A 16,984-nucleotide genomic window follows, 5' to 3' on the forward strand; every position below is an offset into this window, starting at 1 on the left:
CGCTGCTCGGAAGTCTGGCAGGATTTGTCTGCCGAGGAAGGAAAACGCCGAACCCGGGCCGAACATGTATTCCGAGGAGGAGAGGTATGGCGGGCAAGCCCCTGATCATCGCGGAGAAGCCGTCGGCGGCCATGGCCATCGCCCAGGCCCTGGGCGGCTTTGCCCGGCGGGAAGGCTACCTGGAATCGGCGGAGTACCTGCTGTCCTGGGCGATCGGCCACCTGGTGGAGCTGCAGCCCCCAGAGGCCTACGACCCGCGGTGGAAGCGGTGGGCGTTGGAGACGCTGCCCATCATGCCGGAGGCGTTCGGCCTGGAGGTGCTCCCGAAAACCCGCTCCCAGTTCCGCACGCTGGCCCGCCTGGGAAAGCAGGCGCCTTACCTGGTCAACGCCTGCGACGCAGGGCGGGAGGGTGAGCTGATCTTCCGGTACATCTGCCAGGCTGCGGGGCTCGAGAAGCCCGTGAAGCGGCTCTGGGTCTCTGCCCTCACCCCGGCGGCCATCCGGGCGGCCTTCGCCGACATGAAGCCCCAGTCCCACTACGACCGGCTCTACCGGTCGGCCCGGTGCCGGGCCGAGGGCGACTGGCTGGTGGGCATCAACGCCACGCGGGCGTTCACGGTGAAGTGGGGCGAACTGCTCTCGGCGGGCCGCGTGCAGACCCCCACGCTGGCGATGGTGGTGCGGCGGGAGCGGGAGATCGAGGCGTTCCGCCCCGAGCCGTACTGGGAGGTCACCGCCGCGTTCCGGACGGCGGACGGTCGGGAGTACACGGGCAAGTGGTTCGGCCCCGAGGGCGACCGGCTGGCCGGCGCAGCCGCGGCGGAAGCGGTGGCGCAGCGCGTGCGCGGCCGGACCGGGCGGGTGGAATCGGTGCAGGAACAGCCGGTGGTGGAGCGGCCGCCGCAGCTCTTCGACCTGACCAGCCTGCAGCGGGAGGCCAACCGCCGCTACGGGCTGACGGCGGCGGCCACCCTGAAGGCCGCGCAGTCGCTCTACGAGGCCAGACACATCACCTACCCCCGCACCGACTCCCGCTACCTCTCCCGGGCGCTGGTGCCGCAGCTGCCGATGCTCGTGCGGGCGCTCTCGGCCGTGCCCGCCCTGGGAACGCTGGCGGCCGGGGCCGATCCGGGCCGGGTGACCTGGGGCAACCGGCGGGTGGTGGATGACGCGAAGGTCACCGATCACCATGCGATCATCCCCACCACGGAGGTCCCGCGGAGCCTGACGGGTGTCCCGGCGAAGATCTACGATCTCATCGTCCGCCGTTTTCTCGCGCAGTTTTACCCCGACGCCCGCTTCCTCGAACAGGAGGTCATCACCTGCGCCGGTGAACTGCCGGACCGGTTTCGCACCCGGGGCAGGCAGCTGGTGGAGCCCGGCTGGCGGCAGGTGGAGCCCGAGCCTGCCCGGCCGCGGCGGAAGGAACAGGACGAGGAGGAGCCCCGGCAGCCGCTGCCGCCGCTTCAGGCCGGCGAAGCGGTTGCCGTCCGGTCGGTGGAGAGCCTGGAGAAGGCGACCCGTCCGCCCAGGCGCTTCACCGAGGCCACGCTGCTCTCCGCCATGGAGAGCGCGGGGCGGGAGATCACGGACGAGGCGCTGAAGGAGGCCATGAAGGGCCACGGGCTGGGGACGCCGGCCACCCGGGCGGCGATCATCGAGCGGCTCAAGGAGATGGGGTACATTAGGACGGAGAAGAAGAGCCTGGTGCCCACGCCGAAGGGCCGGCGGCTGGTGGAACTGGCCGAGAGGGCGGGGGTCGAGGTGCTGCTGAGCCCGGAGCTCACGGGCGAGTGGGAGCACCGCATCGCCGGGATTCAGGCGGGCGACTACGACGACGCGCGGTTCATGCAGGAGATCCGCGCGCTCACCGCCCGGCTGGTCGAGCGGATTCGGGCTGCGGAGGGCGGGGCGGCGGCCGGCGCGCAGGACGGTCCGGAAGGACGTCAGCCGCCGGCGAAGCTGGCCACCCCCTGTCCCCGGTGCGGCGGCGCGGTGGTCCGGGGAAGCCGGGGGTGGACGTGCGCGACGGACGGGTGCACGCTGCGGGTGCCGGGCTACCTCTGCGGCAAGGTCATCGACGCCGGCGCCGCCGAGGCGCTCCTCGCCCGGGGCAGGACGCCCCTGATCACGGGCTTCGTCTCCCCGCGCACCGGCCGCGCCTTCTCCGCCTTCCTGGTACTGAAGGCAGACGGCCAGGTGGGCTTCGAGTTCCCGCCCGCGCGAAGCCGCTCCCCGCGCAGCGGCTCCCGCGCCGCGGCGGGGGCCGGACAGGGGAACGCAGCCCGGGCAGGAGCAGCGGACCCGGCAAGGCGCCGTTCCGGTTCCGGACGGCGCGCCGGTTCGGCCGACCCTTCCTGAGCAAGTGCATGGCTGGAGGAGCTGAGATGAGCGAGCAGCAGCACACGAGACAGCAGCGCAAGCTGGACCACGTGACCCTGGCCGCCGCCTGGCACGAGCAGGCTGCGGCCGCCGGTCCGCACCGGGCCGGCGCGGGATGGGAGGACGTGCACCTGGTGAATCAGAGCCTCCCGGAGCTGGCGCTGGACGAGATCGATCTCCGCACCTCGGTCGCCGGCGTCGCCCTGCAGCAGCCGGTGCTGATCAACGCGATGACCGGCGGCGCGGCGGGCGTGACAGCGATCAACCGCGACCTCGCCGAGGCCGCGGCCGACCTGGGGGTCGCCCTGGCCGTGGGCTCGCAGACGGCCGGCCTGCGGGATCCCGATGTGGTGGAGAGCTACCGGGTGGTGCGCAGGGTCAATCCAAGAGGCATCATCCTGGCCAACCTGGGAAGCGACGCCACGGTGGAGCAGGCACGGGCCGCGGTGGAGATGGTGGAGGCGGACCTGCTTCAGCTCCACCTCAACGCCCCGCAGGAACTGCGCATGCCCGAGGGCGACCGGGACTTCCGCGGGCGGCTGGAGGCCATCGCCCGCATCGCCGAGGAACTGCCGGTGCCGGTGATCGTCAAGGAGTGCGGCTTCGGCTTGTCGCGCGAGACGGCCCTCCTGCTGCACCAGGCCGGGGTGCGCGCGATCGACGTCTCCGGGCGCAGCGGGACGAACTTCGCCTGGATTGAGGACCGCAGGGCCGCCATCGCCGAGGCGGACCCCGGGCTGGAGCACTGGGGCATCCCCACCGTCTGCGCGCTGGCCGAGGTGGCGGCGCTCGGGCTGCCGGGCCTGGACCTGGTGGCCAGCGGCGGCATCCGTTACGGCTCGGAGGCGGCCAAGGCGCTGGCGCTGGGGGCGCGGGCCGTGGCGGTGGCCGGGCCGGTCCTGCTGCGGCAGCGGCGGGAGGGCGCAGAAGGGGTCAGGGCGTACCTCAGGCAGCTGCTGGCCGATCTGCGGACCGCGATGCTGCTGGCGGGCGCGCGCAGCGTGGCGGCGATGCACCATGTGCCCGTGGTCGTGACGGGCTTCGCGGGCGAGTGGTGCCGCCTGCGGGGTGTGGACCTGGCCGCGCTGGCCAGCCGGTCGGAACCGTAAGCCCTCCCCCGGCGTCTTCTCTCAGGGAGGGAAAATTCCGATGGAACGCCCGGATGCCGAGCGGAACGGTCTGCAGGAAAGGAAGGGGTAGCGGGGCCGTCTCCGCTTGCGGTGGCTGGTCCTGCCCGTGCCGCTCCTGGTTTATGGCGCGGCCGCCCTGGCCCTGGCGACCCCGCACCGCTTCGCGGCCGCCGCGCCGGTATGCGGCTGGGGCAATCCGCTGGTCGTGCGGCCGGAGCACGCCCGGCTGCCCTTCTGGGTCTTCCACGGGGAGCTGGACGACAAGGTGCCTGTCGCCATGTCGGCGCAGATGGTCGCCGCCCTGCAGGCGGTGGGCGCGGAAGTCCGGTTCACGGTCTACCCCGGGGTCGCCCACGACGCCTGGACGCCGACCTACGCCGATCCCGAGCTGTACCAGTGGTTCCTGCAGCACCGCCGTGGCGGGGAAAGGGGCTAGCGCCAGCCCCGCCAGCCCACGCCGCCCAGCCGTACCGCCAGCACGCGGCCGTCGTCCTGGTCGATCAGCACGTCCACCCGGCGGGGGGAAGGCCCCAGCGCCGATGTGAACCGCACGACCAGCCCTTCGGGGGCCAGGTCGACCAGGGCGTCAGGCCGGAAGCGCTGCAGGCCCCGGGCCGCGGCGGGGTTCAGCCCCTCCAGCACCCGGGGGGCGGAATGGGCCTCGTACCAGGCCGCAACCTCCGGGTGCCCCAGGGCGGCCTCCACCGCCTGGGCGGGCCGCACCGGCAGCGGCCGTGCGGAGCAGGCCGCCAGCAGCGGAAGGGAGAGGAGAAAGAGCATCAGGCGCCGGCGAACAGCCGCGGGCGTGCGGGCCGCAGCCTGGGTCCGCACGCCCGCGGGCCGGAGTCCGGTTCTGCGCACCCGCATCACTCCCTCGTACGCGGCGTTTTCACCCAGTGGCTCGGCCCCTTGCCTACAGCGGACAGCACCATGGCGCTGAAGTAGGGCACGGGGAAGAGAAAGCCGGCCAGGGGCAGCACGAGAATCTGCCCCACGGCGCCCAGCTGGCCGAGCCACATCATCGGCCGGCTGGCCGGGTCGACGTAGCGCATGTAGCGCAGGAAGATGTAGATGGCGAAGCCGATGTACACGGTGGAGACCATGTGCAGGCCGTAGCGCCAGGCCGGCGGCAGGACGGTGGGATCGACCAGCCCCAGCGCCCACAGCACCAGCACGGTCAGGGGCACCAGGGTGGCTGCCTGGTAGAAGATCCACTGCCCCTGGCCCTTGAACCAGAGCGACCGGAGCAGCCGCCGGGCCTCGGGCGAGCCGCTGCCCTCGGCTCTGATCTTGCGCATCACCTGGATGTGGCCGCTGGCCCACCGCAGCCGCTGCCGGAAGAAGCCCATGAACGTCGGCGGCGTCTGTTCACTGGAGGGATACGGCAGGTATTCCGGCCAAGCCCGGGCCTTCAGCCAGGCCCGGGTGCCGAGTTCCAGGTCCTCGGTCAGGGTAGAGGAGTCGAAGCCGCCGATCTGAAACAGCAGCTTCGTCTCGACGAAGACGTTGGTGCCGCCGACGAAGGGAATCGTGCGGTAGACCACCGGCAGGTGCCACTCGTGGCTGAGCGCCGTGAAGAGGGAGGCGAGCTTGCAGAAGGCCCCCATGTCGTACCAGTTGCGGACCTGGAACACGGGCCCCTGGAAGATGCGGGGGAGCGGTGCGCCGGTCGCCCGCGCCTCCAGCACCCGGTGCGCCAGATAGAGCAGCACCCGCCGGTCCGGGCGGCTTTCGGCGTCGTAGAAGCCGCACCAGGTCGACCGGCCGTCGATGAATCCCAGGGCCCAGTTGAGGGCGCGGCCCTTGGTGGAGGGCACCGTCACCCCCAGGCAGCGGCCGCCCAGCTCGCCGTCGAAGTCCGGGGGCACCACCACGTGCCGAACCGGCGGAGCGCCCCTCCGCCGGCGGTACTCGACCACCTTCCGCTCCATGATGTCCTGGGTGGTGGGGTAGACCTCCCGGTACGCCGCCGCCAGCCGCTCCTCCAGGCCGGGATCCTCCGCCAGCGCCTCCAGCCGGCCGGTCAGGTGGGCCGCGAGCGCGGCGCAGAGCGACTGGATGAGCTCCCGCGTCAGCGAATGGTGGGCCTGGGCGGCCAGCGTCGCCAGGCGGCGGCCCAGCGCGGCCCCGTCCTCGCCGCGGAGGGAGGCAAAGGCGACCGCACAGGGAATGGCCAGAGAGAGCAGCGCGGCGTAGGCGCGCTGCAGGGGCTCCGGCCCCAGGCCGGGGAGCCGGTTCCGGAGCGACCGGATCAACTGGTGCTCCGTCCCCCGCGCGCGCTTTCGAAGCAGCCGGCAGGCGGCATCCCAGATGAGGGGCCGGAGCAGCGGCGCCGGGATGCGCCTCAGGTACCGCAGCCCCTCGTTGGGCCCCAGCCGCCGGGAGACCTCGCTGATCCCCTCGAGCGCCATCGCGGCCACGAGCGCCATGATGAGGCCGCCGGCCCGGGTCTCGGGGCCGGGCGGTTCGGTCCCGCTGCGCAGTGCCCGGGCGGCCGCGGCCACCGCGGCCGCGCGGTTCTGCTCCGCGGCCAGCGCCTCCTTCTCGTCGGTCACCACCAGCACCTCGTACAGGTGCGCCGGGTAGGTGAGCGCAGCCAGGTGATCGACGGTGCGCTCGATGACGTCGGCCTCGTTGCGGGCCGGCACGATGAGGGAGAAGCGGGGCAGGGGCTGCCCCAGCGCGCGGGCCCGGGCGGTGAGCCGCTCCAGCGAGAGCGTCGGGCGCCGCTTCCAATAGCGAGTGTCGGCGTAACGTTTCCACCAGAACAGGCGCAGGAAAAGAAGGAAGAAGAGGAGGTGAAGTCCCACGGCCACCAGGTAGACCCATGCCGCTGTGTCGAGTTGCATCGTGCGGGACCCTCCCACAGGGTGATGACAGCCATAGGTTGGCAGAACCCCGTGGCGATTATGCCCCGCGCCGGCGGCTGTCGGTCGGCGGGTTCTGTATAGCGAGGCCAGCCCCGGCCAAAGCTAACGCAATGAATATGGAAAGCCCGCCAGTCTTTGCTGGGGGCTTGCCTGGCCGGGAGGGTTCGCCGCGTGATGCCCGTGGGTCCGATTCTGCTGGTTCTCCTGACGGTGCTGGCCGCCGCCGGCTTCCTGGAGGCTCCGCTGCGCCGCACGGGCCTCAGCGTGCGCGGCGCGCTGATCGTTCTCGCCGCCATGCTGGCCGGGTCACCGGTGGAGCTGGACCTGGCGCCCCGGCTGACGCTCAACCTGGGCACGGGACTGGTGCCCCTCGGCCTGTCGCTCTACCTGCTGAAGGCCATGCGGCGATGGTGGGAGCCGGTGCTGGCCGTCGGCGGGGCGGCCACCGCCGCGGCGAGCCTGGCCCTGATCAGCCTCTGGTTCCCGCCGGGCCTGCCCACCGAACTGAACCTCTTCTACCTGGACGCGCAGTACCTGTACGCGGCGGTCGCGGGCACGCTGGGCTGTGTCATCGGCCACACGCGCGCTGCGGCCTTCGCGGCGGCCGTGTGGGGCTCCCTGGGTGCCGACGTGTACCATTACGTGCACTTCGTGGCCGCACACCACCCGGACATCGTGTACCGCATGGGCGGCGGGGGATTCCACGGCACGGCCCTGGTCGCGGGCGTGCTGGCTCTGGGCCTGACGGAGCTGCTCCAGCTCGGCGCGGTGGAGTCCCGGACGGCCGCGGGGCCGAATCTGCCCACGTCTTGACCGCGATTGGGCGATCCTGGATAATGTGCAGGGTGGGAGAGACAGGAGGAAAGAGTCAATGAAACCCATCGTAGCCATCGTGGGAAGGCCCAACGTGGGCAAGTCGACGCTGTTCAACCGGCTCACCCAGAGCCGGCAGGCCATCGTGGAGGATCAGCCAGGGGTGACCCGCGACCGGCTTTACGCGGACACGGAGTGGAACGGCCGCGCGCTGACCCTGGTGGACACGGGCGGCATTCAGCTGGACAAGGAAGGCGACACGATTGAGGCGCACGTCACCCGCCAGGCCGAACTGGCCATCCGGGAGGCGGACGCCATCATCTTCGTGGTGGACGTGACCGACGGCGTGACGGCCCCCGACCTGGAGGTGGCCGAGCGGCTGCGCCGGGTCCGCAAGCCGGTGGTCGTCGCGGTGAACAAGGTGGAGAACCTCAAGCGCGAGGACGAGGCGCTGGAGTTCTGGTCGCTGGGGCTGGAGCCGCTGATCACCGTTTCGGCCGAGCACGGGCTGGGCACCGGCGACCTGCTGGACGCCGTGGTCGCGGCCCTTCCCGAGCTTCCGGAGCCCGAGCCGGAGGAGGACGGCCCCATCCGCGTGGCGGTGATCGGCCGCCCCAACGTGGGCAAGTCCTCGCTGGTCAACGCCATCCTGGGCGAGGAGCGGGTGATCGTCTCCGACGTCCCCGGCACCACCCGGGATGCGATTGACGTGCTGGTGGAGCGGGGCGAGGACCGCTTCCTGCTGATCGACACCGCCGGCATGCGGCGCCGGGCGAAGGTCGACCAGCCGGTCGAGCGGTACTCGGTCCTGCGCGCGCTGCGGGCCGTGGAGCGGGCGCAGGTGGTGCTCATGGTCATCGACGCCCAGGACGGCGTGACGGAACAGGATCAGCGCATCGCCGGCTATGCCCACGAAAACGGCAAGGCCTGCATCGTTGTGGTCAACAAGTGGGACCTGATCGAGAAGGACGACCGGACCATGGCGAAGATGACCGAGGAGGTCCGGCAGCGCCTGGCGTTCATGGACTACGCGATGATCCACTTCGTCTCCGCCAAGACCCGCGCCCGCGTGCACCGGCTGCTGCCGCTGATCAAGGAGGCCGCGGAGAACCACGCCCGGCGCATTCCCACCCGGGAGCTCAATGACGTGGTGCGGGAGGCCGTCATGCTGAACCCGCCCCCCTCGGACAAGGGGCGCCGGCTGAAGATCTTCTTCGCCACCCAGCCGCACGTGAGCCCGCCGGGGTTCGTCTTCTTCGTGAATGACAGCGAACTGGTCCACTTCTCCTACCAGCGGTACCTGGAGAACCAGCTGCGCCAGACCTACCGGTTTGAGGGCACGCCGATCAACCTCTACTTCCGCACGCGGGAGAAGGTGAAGCTCACCGAGCGGGCCGTGCGCGTGCGGCGGGTGCTGGCCGGCGGCGAGACGCGGGAGATCCGCCGTGCCGCGCGCAAGCGCTCCACCGAGTAGGGAATGCGCGCCTGCGTGAATCCTGCGTATAGAACCTCATCTTAGCACCAGGAATAACCCCACGGACGGCGAATTAGTGATCGCTGACCCGATTCCGGACCCATCCGCGCCGGGTCAGGAGAAGGAGGAGGCGGGCCGTGGCGGAGCTGGTCACTGTCGCGATTGTGGGCTACTTACTGGGGTCGATTCCCGTCGGCTTTCTGATGGGCAAGCTGCGGGGCATCGACGTGCGCCGCTACGGCAGCGGCGCCACCGGCGGCACCAACGTGCTGCGCACGCTGGGCCCGTGCGCCGCGCTGTTCACCGTCATCTGCGACATCGGCAAGGGGCTGCTGGCGGCCTACCTGGGACAGCGCTGGGCCGGCGAATGGGGGTTCGCCGCCGCCGGGCTGCTGGCTTCCCTGGGCCATTCGTACCCGGTGTGGCTGCGGTTCCGCGGGGGCAAGAGCGTAGCCACCAGCGGCGGCGTGATGCTGCTGCACTATCCGCTGGCGGTGCTCATCGGCATCGTCGCCGGCGCCCTGGCCGTCGTCCCCACCCGCTGGGTGTCGCTGGGATCGCTCACCGCCACGGCGGTGGTGGTCCTGCAGCTGTTCCTGACCAGCACGCCGCTGCCGCACCGCGCGCTGGTGGTCGCCCTCGCCGTGGTGATCTACGTCCGCCACTGGGAGAACATGAAGCGCATCGCGGCCGGCACGGAGAACCGGCTGGGGGCCAGGGCGCGGCCGCGCGCGGAGTAGAGATGCGGATTTTAGCCACGGGCGTAAGCGAGGGGGCGGGTCGTCGGTGTCCGTAGAGATTGGCATCCTGCCGGCCGGCGCCTGGGGAACGGCGCTGGCCGTGCCCGCGTCGGCGGGCGGCAACCGGGTCAGGCTCTGGCGCCGCGCGCCGGGCTGGGCTCGGAACTGGGACCGGGGCCATCCGGCCCTGCCCGGTCTGCGGCTGCCGGAGAACGTCGCGGCCTGCGATACGCCGGAGGCCGCGGTGAAGGGCGCCGACCTGGTCATCCTGAGTCCGTCCAGCGCCGGGCTGCGGGCCGTCTGCCGGCTCGTGCGCCCGCACCTCCGCCCGGACGCCATCGTGGTGACCGTCACCAAGTCGATCGAACCGGAGACGCACCTGCTGGTCCACCAGGTGGTGGGGGAAGAGCTGCCCGGGCACGCGGCGCGCGTCGTCGCACTCTCGGGACCCAGTTTTGCACACGAGGTGGCGGCCGGACTGCCCACGGGGGCGGTGGCCGCCTGCCCCGACCTGGCCCTGGCCGACCGGGTACAGGAGATCCTGATCACCGACCGGTTCCGCATCTACACCAATCCCGACCTGGTCGGTGTGGAGCTGGCCGGGGCGCTGAAGAACGTCATCGCCCTGGGCGCCGGCATCTCCGACGGGCTGGGGATGGGCGACAACGCCCGTGCGGCGCTGATCACCCGGGGCCTGGTGGAGATGGCCCGGCTCGGCCGGGCGATGGGGGCCAACCCCCTGACCTTCGCCGGGCTCTCGGGCATGGGGGACCTGGTGCTGTCCTGCACGGGCGACAGCTCCCGCAACCGGCGGGCCGGGCTGGCCATCGGGCGGGGGCAGTCCATCGCCGCGTTCCTGGCTGAAACGGGTCTGACGGTGGAGGGTGTCGTCACCACCCGAGCCGCCCGGCAGCTCGCCCGCCGGCTCGGCGTGCGCATGCCCATCACCGAAGCCATCTACCGGGTGCTCTACGAGGATCTGCCGCCTCTTTCCGCGATGAAGCAGCTGATGGCCCGGCCCCGGGCGCACGAACTGGAAGAGGTGGCGGAGGCGAAGCTGGAGCCGCCCGAAGCGAAGACATGAAGGCCTGCAGCAGGATCCGTCCTGCCGCAGGCCTTTCCCGTGCCCGGCCGGCTCCCTGCCGGGGGCCTTACGCACCCCGCTCCCCCGCCCGGCGTAGGATGCCCTCAGACCCGGTTCCGAGGGGGTGCGCGGGACTTGGATTCCGTCTCACTGGTGCTTCTGGCCGCCGCGCTCAGCCTGGACGCGCTGATGGTCGGCCTGCTCTACGGCCTGCGGGGCATCCGCGTCCCCTGGGGTGCGGCCGCCATCGTCAGCCTGGCGACGGGCCTTCTGCTGGCTACGGCCATGGGGGCCGGCGCGCTCCTGGCTGCACGCCTCCCGCCGGGGGTGGCGCAGCGGGTCGGCGCCGCCATCCTGGCCCTCACCGGCCTCTGGATCACGGCGCAGACGCTCCGGGCGCGGCCCGGCGCACCGCCCGGGCGGCGGGCTCCCGCGGCGGTGCACAGAGTCTGGCGGCTCCGGTTCGGCTCCGTGGGGATTGTGGTGGAGATCCTGCGGGAGCCCTCTGCGGCGGACCTGGACCGCTCCGGGCACATTAACCCGGCTGAGGCGGTGCTGCTGGGGGTGGCCCTGGCGCTCGATTCGGTGGCCGCGGGGCTGGGCGCGGCGATGACCGGTTTCTCCCCGGTGGGCCTGCCGCTCGCGGCCGCAGCGGCCTCGTTCACGCTGCTGACCGCAGGCGCCCTCCTGGCGCGGCACCTGCCGCTGCGCCTGCACGGCCGCTGGACCGCCCTGCACGGCGTTCTGCTCACCCTGCTTGGACTCTACCGGATGATGGGCTGGTAGACATACCCTCCCCGGACCCCTCATAGCATTAGCGGTAGGACACGGGACCCGAGCCACATTCTGAGAACTCATGCCGCGGCGAAAGGGCGGCCGCTGGCGTCGCGGCGACCTAGGGAGGGTGCTGGAGTGGAGAGGATTGACATCTTTGAGGACGTCGCGAGGCGGACCGGAGGGGACATCTACATCGGTGTGGTGGGCCCGGTCCGGACCGGAAAGTCCACCTTCATCCGCCGACTTGCCGAGCAGGTGATTCTGCCCAACATCGAGGATGAGTACGAGCAGGCCCGCATCCGCGACGAGCTGCCGCAGTCCGGGAACGGCCGGACCATCATGACGGTGGAGCCCAAGTTCGTGCCCGACGAGGCGATCGAGATCACGCTGGGCGAGGGGCTGACGGTGCGCGTGCGGCTGGTCGACTCGGTGGGCTACGCGGTGGAGGGCGCGCTGGGTTACCAGGCCGAGGACGGCTCGCCCCGCATGGTGCGCACGCCGTGGTTCGAGGGCGAGATCCCCTTCCACGACGCCGCGGAGATCGGCACCCGGAAGGTCATCGCAGAGCACTCCACCATCGGTCTGCTGGTGACGACCGACGGCACGATCACCGACCTGGCCCGGGGCAAGTACATCGAGGCCGAGGAGCGCGTCGTGTCCGAGCTGCAGGCCCTGGGGAAGCCGTTTGTCATCGTGCTGAACACCACCCGGCCGTACGCCCAGGAGACGATGGAGCTGGCCGGTGAACTGGAGGTCAAGTACAACGCCCCGGTCATCCCTGTGGACGCCAGCGAGCTGAGCCAGGATGACGTGCACCTCATCCTGGAACAGGCGCTCTTTGAGTTCCCGGTCCGGGAGGCCAACATCGCCCTGCCGCGGTGGGTGGAGGAGCTGGACAGCGCCCACCCGGTCCGTGTGCAGTTTGAAGAGGCCATCGCCGAGGCGCTGCAGGGCATCCAGAAGATCCGGGACGTCGACGCGGCGGTGGAACGCCTGAGCTCGTACGAGTTCATGGCCGCCGTCAACCTGCAGTCGATCGACATGGGATCCGGCGTCGCCCACGTGCAGACCGAGGCCCGGGACGATCTCTACTATCAGGTGCTGGAGGAGATCACCGGCGTGCCGCTGGAGGGCAAGCACACCATGGTCCGGCTCCTCCGGGAGTACGCCCAGGCCAAGCGGGAGTACGACAAGATCAAGGACGCCCTGGAGGAGGTGAAGGCCACCGGATACGGCGTCGTCACGCCGGCCATCGAGGACATCACCTTCGAGGAGCCCGAGCTGGTGCGGCAGGGCATCATGTACGGCGTCAAGCTGCAGGCCACGGCGCCCAGCCTGCACTTCATCCGGGCCGACATCTCGGCCGAGGTCACGCCGATCATCGGCACGGCCAAGCAGGGCGAGGAGCTGGTGCAGTACCTGCTGGAGCGGTTCGAGGACGACCCGCGCCAGCTCTGGGAGTTCGACATCTTCGGCAAGTCGCTGCACGAGCTGGTGCAGGAGGGCATCCGGGCGAAGCTCCACCGCATGCCCGAGGACGCACAGTTCAAGCTCCAGGAGACGCTCAGCCGGATCATCAACGAGGGCTCCGGCGGGCTGATCTGCATCATCATCTAAGCCGGGAGGGGGGCGCAGCCCCCCTCCCGCCGGTTTCCACGCAGGCCTGCTACTTTTTCGTGATCCGCACCTTCCAGACCGCGGGCCCCTGCTCCTCGTACTCCCAGTCGAACTGACCGGTGAGTTCCGCGGCGAACTGGTAGTACAGCGGCTTCGGATCGTGGTCGTTGACGAGCCGCATCGCCTCGCCGGGGGCCAGGGACGCGAAAGTCTGGAAGATGAGCGGGTGCCGCTGCGCGGGCGGAAGAGGCCGCACGTCGACTTCCTTCAGGGTCATGCGCTCACACCACCTTTGTCGGGTCGCTGTGGCCAATGATACCCATGAAGCCGGAATCTTACGTGACGCACGTCACTTCCGCAGGAGGAAATATTGACAGAGGTCCTGGCGCCGTGGTAGTATCGGTGCCAAAGCTGCCACAACTGCATACCGCATGCATCCCACCGGAAGGGTGCTTCCGGCGGGCTCTTATCCAGAGAGGTGGAGGGAACTGGCCCGATGAAACCCGGCAACCCAGGACGCTCGGCGGCGTCTGAAGGTGCCAATTCCACCGGCGGCAGCTGGCCGCCGGAAGATAAGAGAGCGGACGGACGGAGAGATTCGTGCATTGCAGGCCGCTCCCTTATCGGGGGCGGCCTTCCTGGTTCGGCCTCTGCCGCCGCTGTCAGCCGGACTTGGCCCAGACCTCTGCCGCCGGCGTGCGAGTCGTGGGGCGATCGACCGGCGTTGCACCGGGCATGGCGAGCCCTGAGGCATCCATAGAGGTGAGTGAAATCGAGGGGGTGGGGGCGTGAACGCGGCACCGGTTCCGACCTTGCTGTCGCGGCGGCAGTACGCGCGGGTGGCGACGCCGGAGTTCCCGCTGATTCTGGAGAGCGGGCAGACCCTGACCGATGTGACCCTGTGTTACGAGGTGTTCGGCCGGCTGAACCCGGAGGGGGACAACGCCATTCTGGTCTGTCACGCCCTGACCGGGGACAGCCACGTCGCCGGCCGCTACCGGCCGGACGACCCCAAGCCGGGGTGGTGGGACGACGCGGTGGGGCCGGGCAAGGCCCTGGACACGGACCGGTACTGCGTGATCTGCAGCAACGTCCTGGGCGGCTGCCAGGGGTCGACGGGCCCCTCGTCCGTCAACCCCGAAACCGGACGACCGTATGGCCTGGACTTCCCGATCGTCACGGTCCGTGACATGGTGCGGGCGCAGGCCCGGCTGCTGGACCTGCTCGGCGTGCGGCGGCTGCTGGCCGTGGTCGGCGGGTCGCTGGGGGCCATGCAGGCGCTGGAGTGGGCTGCCACATACCCCGACCGGATGCGGGGCATTATCCCCATCGGCGGGGCGGGCCGGTTCCACCCGCAGGGCATCGCCTTCAACGAGGTGCAGCGGCAGGCGATCCTGAACGACCCCGACTTCCGGGGCGGGCAGTACTACGGCACGCCGGGGCCCGTCCGGGGGTTGGCCACGGCCCGGATGCTGGGCATGATCACCTACCGCTCCGACGAGTCGATGTGGGCGCAGTTCGGCCGGGACATGCGGAGCGGAGCAGACCCGCTGCAGCAGGGATTCGCGGTCGCCTACCAGGTCGAGTCGTACCTGCACCATCAGGGGCAGAAGCTGGTGGAGCGGTTCGACGCCAACTCGTATCTCTACCTCACGCGGGCGATGGACCTGATGGACCTCGGCCGGGGCCGGGGCTCCTACGAGGAGGCCCACAGGCGCATCCGGGCCAGGGTGCTGGCGGTGGGCATCCGCTCGGACCTGCTCTTTCCGACGTACCTGCAGCGGGAGACCGTCGCGCTGGTGCAGGCGGCCGGCGGGCGGGCGGAGTACCTGGAGATGGATTCCCCCTGGGGCCACGACGCCTTCCTGGTGGACTTCCATCTGATTGAGGAGCCGATCGGCCGTTTCCTGCGGGAGTTGGAGGAAGAACCCACCCTTCAGCCGTAGACGGTCACGGGGGACAGGTGTATAATTAAGGACATTATACCTGCACCTGATACAGAGGAGGTGGGATCCATGGACAACTCGGGGAAAGCAGGCAAACAGGCTGTTCTGACCACTCGAGTGCAGCGCGGAGCCCACCTCACTAGCCCCTGACCTCGGAATCACACGCGAGTCGTCAGAAGAGGAGGGGCGCTCTTGGGTATTGTCGTGCAGAAGTTTGGCGGCTCTTCGGTCGCCACACCCGAAAAGTACCGCCGGGTGGCCAGGCGCATCGCCTGGAAGAAGAAGCAGGGAAATGACATGGTCGTCGTGGTCAGCGCCCCGGGAGACATGACGGATGAGCTCATCGAACGCGCACGGGCCATCACGGACCGGCCGTCGGCCAGGGAGATGGACGTGCTGCTGGCCACCGGCGAGCAGATCTCCATTGCGCTGCTCACCATGGCCCTGCACGAGCTGGGGGTGCAGGCAGTCTCGCTTACGGGCCCCCAGGCTGGCTTTCAGACCGACGATCACCATCGGGCCGCGAAGATCAAGAACATCGATACCACCCGCATCCGGCGTGAGCTGGCCGAGGGCAAGGTGGTCATCGTCGCCGGCTTCCAGGGCCTCGACGAACACGGCGACATCACGACGCTGGGGCGGGGCGGGTCCGACGCCTCGGCCATCGCCCTGGCGGCCTATCTGAACGCAGACGAGTGTCAGATCTTCACGGACGTCGACGGCGTCTACTCGGCCGATCCCCGCCTGGTGCCGACGGCCAGGCGGCTGGACGAGATCTCGTACGACGAGATCCTGGAGCTGGCCGCGGCGGGCGCACAGGTGATGCAGCTGCGCTCCGTGGAGCTGGCCAAGCAGTACGGGGTGGAGTTTGAAGTACTCAGTTCCCTCGCCCCGCTGCCCGATGAGGGCGGCGAAGAGCGGGGCACGAAGGTGGTGGCGAAGTTGAGCCCGCGGAACAACCGCATCGTCTCGGGCGTGGCGCTCGATTCCAAGGTGGCCCACATCACGCTGCTGGGACTGCCCGACAAGCCTGGTGTGGCCTTCAAGGCGTTCAAGGCGCTGGGCGACGCCCGCATCAACCTCGACATGATCGTGCAGTCGGCCGGCACCGGCTGTGGCAACGGACCCACCGCGGACATCTCCTTCACCTGTGCCCGCGACGATCTCGACACCGCACTGGAGGTCTGCAACCGGATCCTGCCGGAGTTCCCCGGCGCCCGGGTCGTGTACGATACGGACGTGGCGAAGGTGTCCATCGTGGGCTCCGGCGTCGCCTCCAACTACGGCGTCGCGGCGAAGATGTTCGAGGCGCTGGCCGAGAAGGACATCAACATCGAGCTGATCACCGGCTCCGAGATCAAGATCTCCTGCCTGGTGCGCGCTTCCCGGGCCATGGAGGCCGTGCGGGCGGTCCACGACAAGTTCCAGCTGGGCGATCTGGAGCCGATCATCGAGTAACCGCACATCGCAGGCGGCGGGTCCCCCCGTGGGACGCCGCCGCCTTTGCGCGCGGCCGCTGCGGGGGCGCGGCGCGGACCGGGAGGCCGGTGTTGCCGCCGGGGCGCAGGCGTACCCGGACGGAGGATTGCGGGCGGCAGATGTGGAAATCTTCCCGGCGGCGCGAGGACGCGCCCAAGTGCTGGGAGGTGGATCACATGGGCGAACTGCTCACGCCCGCGTCCCTGCTGGAGATGATGGAGGGCAACCGCCGGCTGACCCTCCGCACGATCGAGGCGTTTCCCGAGGAAGCGCTGTTCCGCTTCAAGGCCGCTGAAGCGATGAGGCCCTTCGCCGACATGGTGAAGGAGATCCTGGACATCGAGGACGGATACGTGCGCGGGGTGGCCACGGGGGAGTGGGTCTTCAATCCCCACAAGGGGCTGAACACCAAGCAGGCGCTGCTGGATGCCTGCGCCGCCGTGCGCAGGCGGACGCTTGAGCTGTGGCCGAAGATCACCGTGGAGCGGCTGCTGGCGGAGGAGAGCGACCCCTTCTTCGACCCCACGCCGCAGACCAACCTGAGCCGTTTCATCTACGCCCTGGAGAACGAGATCCACCACCGGGGGCAGGGCTACACCTACCTGCGCATGCTGGGCATCGAGCCGCCGCCCTTCTACGAGCGGTAGCATTTGAGCGGAAAACCTTGCGG

Annotated in this window: 15 protein-coding genes and 1 riboswitch; of the genes, 12 read left to right on the forward strand and 3 right to left on the reverse strand. The window is 70.2% G+C overall.

The genetic code is table 11. The features are described 5' to 3' along the window. The first annotated feature begins 86 nt into the window (after positions 1-86). From ACZ5UM_RS13500 to ACZ5UM_RS13510, 3 genes are all read left to right on the forward strand, one after another. Positions 87-2,363, forward strand: a complete 2,277-nt coding sequence (locus ACZ5UM_RS13500; RefSeq protein ID WP_464844819.1) for a type IA DNA topoisomerase — start codon at positions 87-89, stop codon at positions 2,361-2,363. 26 nt (positions 2,364-2,389) lie between these two features. Beyond that, on the forward strand, positions 2,390-3,493 hold the full coding sequence (gene fni / locus ACZ5UM_RS13505; protein ID WP_464844820.1) for a type 2 isopentenyl-diphosphate Delta-isomerase: 1,104 nt from the start codon (positions 2,390-2,392) through the stop codon (positions 3,491-3,493). A 106-nt stretch (positions 3,494-3,599) separates the two neighbouring features. Continuing rightward, positions 3,600-3,950, forward strand: a complete 351-nt coding sequence (locus ACZ5UM_RS13510) for a carboxylesterase family protein (RefSeq protein WP_464844821.1) — start codon at positions 3,600-3,602, stop codon at positions 3,948-3,950. Here the strand turns inward: ACZ5UM_RS13510 and ACZ5UM_RS13515 are convergent. After that, a complete protein-coding gene (locus ACZ5UM_RS13515) occupies positions 3,947-4,375 on the reverse strand; it encodes a hypothetical protein (RefSeq protein ID WP_464844822.1) in 429 nt (142 codons plus the stop codon). The genes ACZ5UM_RS13510 and ACZ5UM_RS13515 overlap by 4 nt on opposite strands. Before the next feature lie 5 nt (positions 4,376-4,380). After that, the gene (locus ACZ5UM_RS13520; RefSeq protein WP_464844823.1) at positions 4,381-6,363 is read right to left on the reverse strand and encodes a glycosyltransferase family 2 protein; all 1,983 of its coding nucleotides are present in this window, start codon (positions 6,361-6,363) and stop codon (positions 4,381-4,383) included. A 192-nt stretch (positions 6,364-6,555) separates the two neighbouring features. On the opposite strand from ACZ5UM_RS13520, the gene ACZ5UM_RS13525 reads away from it, so the two are divergent. The 6 genes from ACZ5UM_RS13525 to spoIVA all read left to right on the forward strand — a co-directional run bounded on the left by ACZ5UM_RS13525 (position 6,556) and on the right by spoIVA (position 12,889). Next, positions 6,556-7,197, forward strand: coding sequence for a hypothetical protein (locus tag ACZ5UM_RS13525; RefSeq protein WP_464844824.1), 642 nt, complete (start codon positions 6,556-6,558; stop codon positions 7,195-7,197). Between the two features lie 58 nt (positions 7,198-7,255). Next, positions 7,256-8,671 carry a ribosome biogenesis GTPase Der gene (gene der, locus ACZ5UM_RS13530; protein ID WP_464844825.1) on the forward strand — a complete coding sequence of 472 codons (1,416 nt, stop codon included), beginning with the start codon at positions 7,256-7,258 and terminating at the stop codon, positions 8,669-8,671. A 137-nt stretch (positions 8,672-8,808) separates the two neighbouring features. Then, positions 8,809-9,411, forward strand: coding sequence for a glycerol-3-phosphate 1-O-acyltransferase PlsY (gene plsY, locus ACZ5UM_RS13535; protein ID WP_464844826.1), 603 nt, complete (start codon positions 8,809-8,811; stop codon positions 9,409-9,411). Between the two features lie 46 nt (positions 9,412-9,457). Then, positions 9,458-10,495 (forward strand): NAD(P)H-dependent glycerol-3-phosphate dehydrogenase, encoded by a 1,038-nt coding sequence (locus ACZ5UM_RS13540; protein ID WP_464844827.1) that lies wholly within the window; start codon positions 9,458-9,460, stop codon positions 10,493-10,495. A gap of 135 nt (positions 10,496-10,630) precedes the next feature. Next, on the forward strand, positions 10,631-11,281 hold the full coding sequence (gene ytaF / locus ACZ5UM_RS13545) for a sporulation membrane protein YtaF (RefSeq protein WP_464844828.1): 651 nt from the start codon (positions 10,631-10,633) through the stop codon (positions 11,279-11,281). Positions 11,282-11,407: 126 nt separating this feature from the next. Next, a complete protein-coding gene (gene spoIVA, locus ACZ5UM_RS13550; protein ID WP_464844829.1) occupies positions 11,408-12,889 on the forward strand; it encodes a stage IV sporulation protein A in 1,482 nt (493 codons plus the stop codon). 49 nt (positions 12,890-12,938) lie between these two features. Here the strand turns inward: spoIVA and ACZ5UM_RS13555 are convergent, their stop codons facing one another. Continuing rightward, entirely contained in the window at positions 12,939-13,166 is a 228-nt protein-coding gene (locus ACZ5UM_RS13555; RefSeq protein ID WP_464844830.1) for a DUF2249 domain-containing protein, read from the reverse strand. Between the two features lie 186 nt (positions 13,167-13,352). Continuing rightward, positions 13,353-13,468, forward strand: a riboswitch (SAM riboswitch). 209 nt (positions 13,469-13,677) lie between these two features. Between ACZ5UM_RS13555 and metX the strand changes: the two genes are divergently transcribed. The 3 genes from metX (at position 13,678) to ACZ5UM_RS13570 (ending at position 16,961) form a co-directional block, all read left to right on the forward strand. After that, on the forward strand, positions 13,678-14,835 hold the full coding sequence (gene metX, locus ACZ5UM_RS13560) for a homoserine O-acetyltransferase MetX (RefSeq protein ID WP_464844831.1): 1,158 nt from the start codon (positions 13,678-13,680) through the stop codon (positions 14,833-14,835). Between the two features lie 192 nt (positions 14,836-15,027). Further along, positions 15,028-16,293 (forward strand): aspartate kinase, encoded by a 1,266-nt coding sequence (locus ACZ5UM_RS13565; RefSeq protein WP_464844832.1) that lies wholly within the window; start codon positions 15,028-15,030, stop codon positions 16,291-16,293. 197 nt (positions 16,294-16,490) lie between these two features. Further along, on the forward strand, positions 16,491-16,961 hold the full coding sequence (locus ACZ5UM_RS13570; protein ID WP_464844833.1) for a DinB family protein: 471 nt from the start codon (positions 16,491-16,493) through the stop codon (positions 16,959-16,961). Positions 16,962-16,984 lie beyond the last annotated feature (23 nt).

It is taken from the genome of Symbiobacterium ostreiconchae (assembly GCF_055396975.1).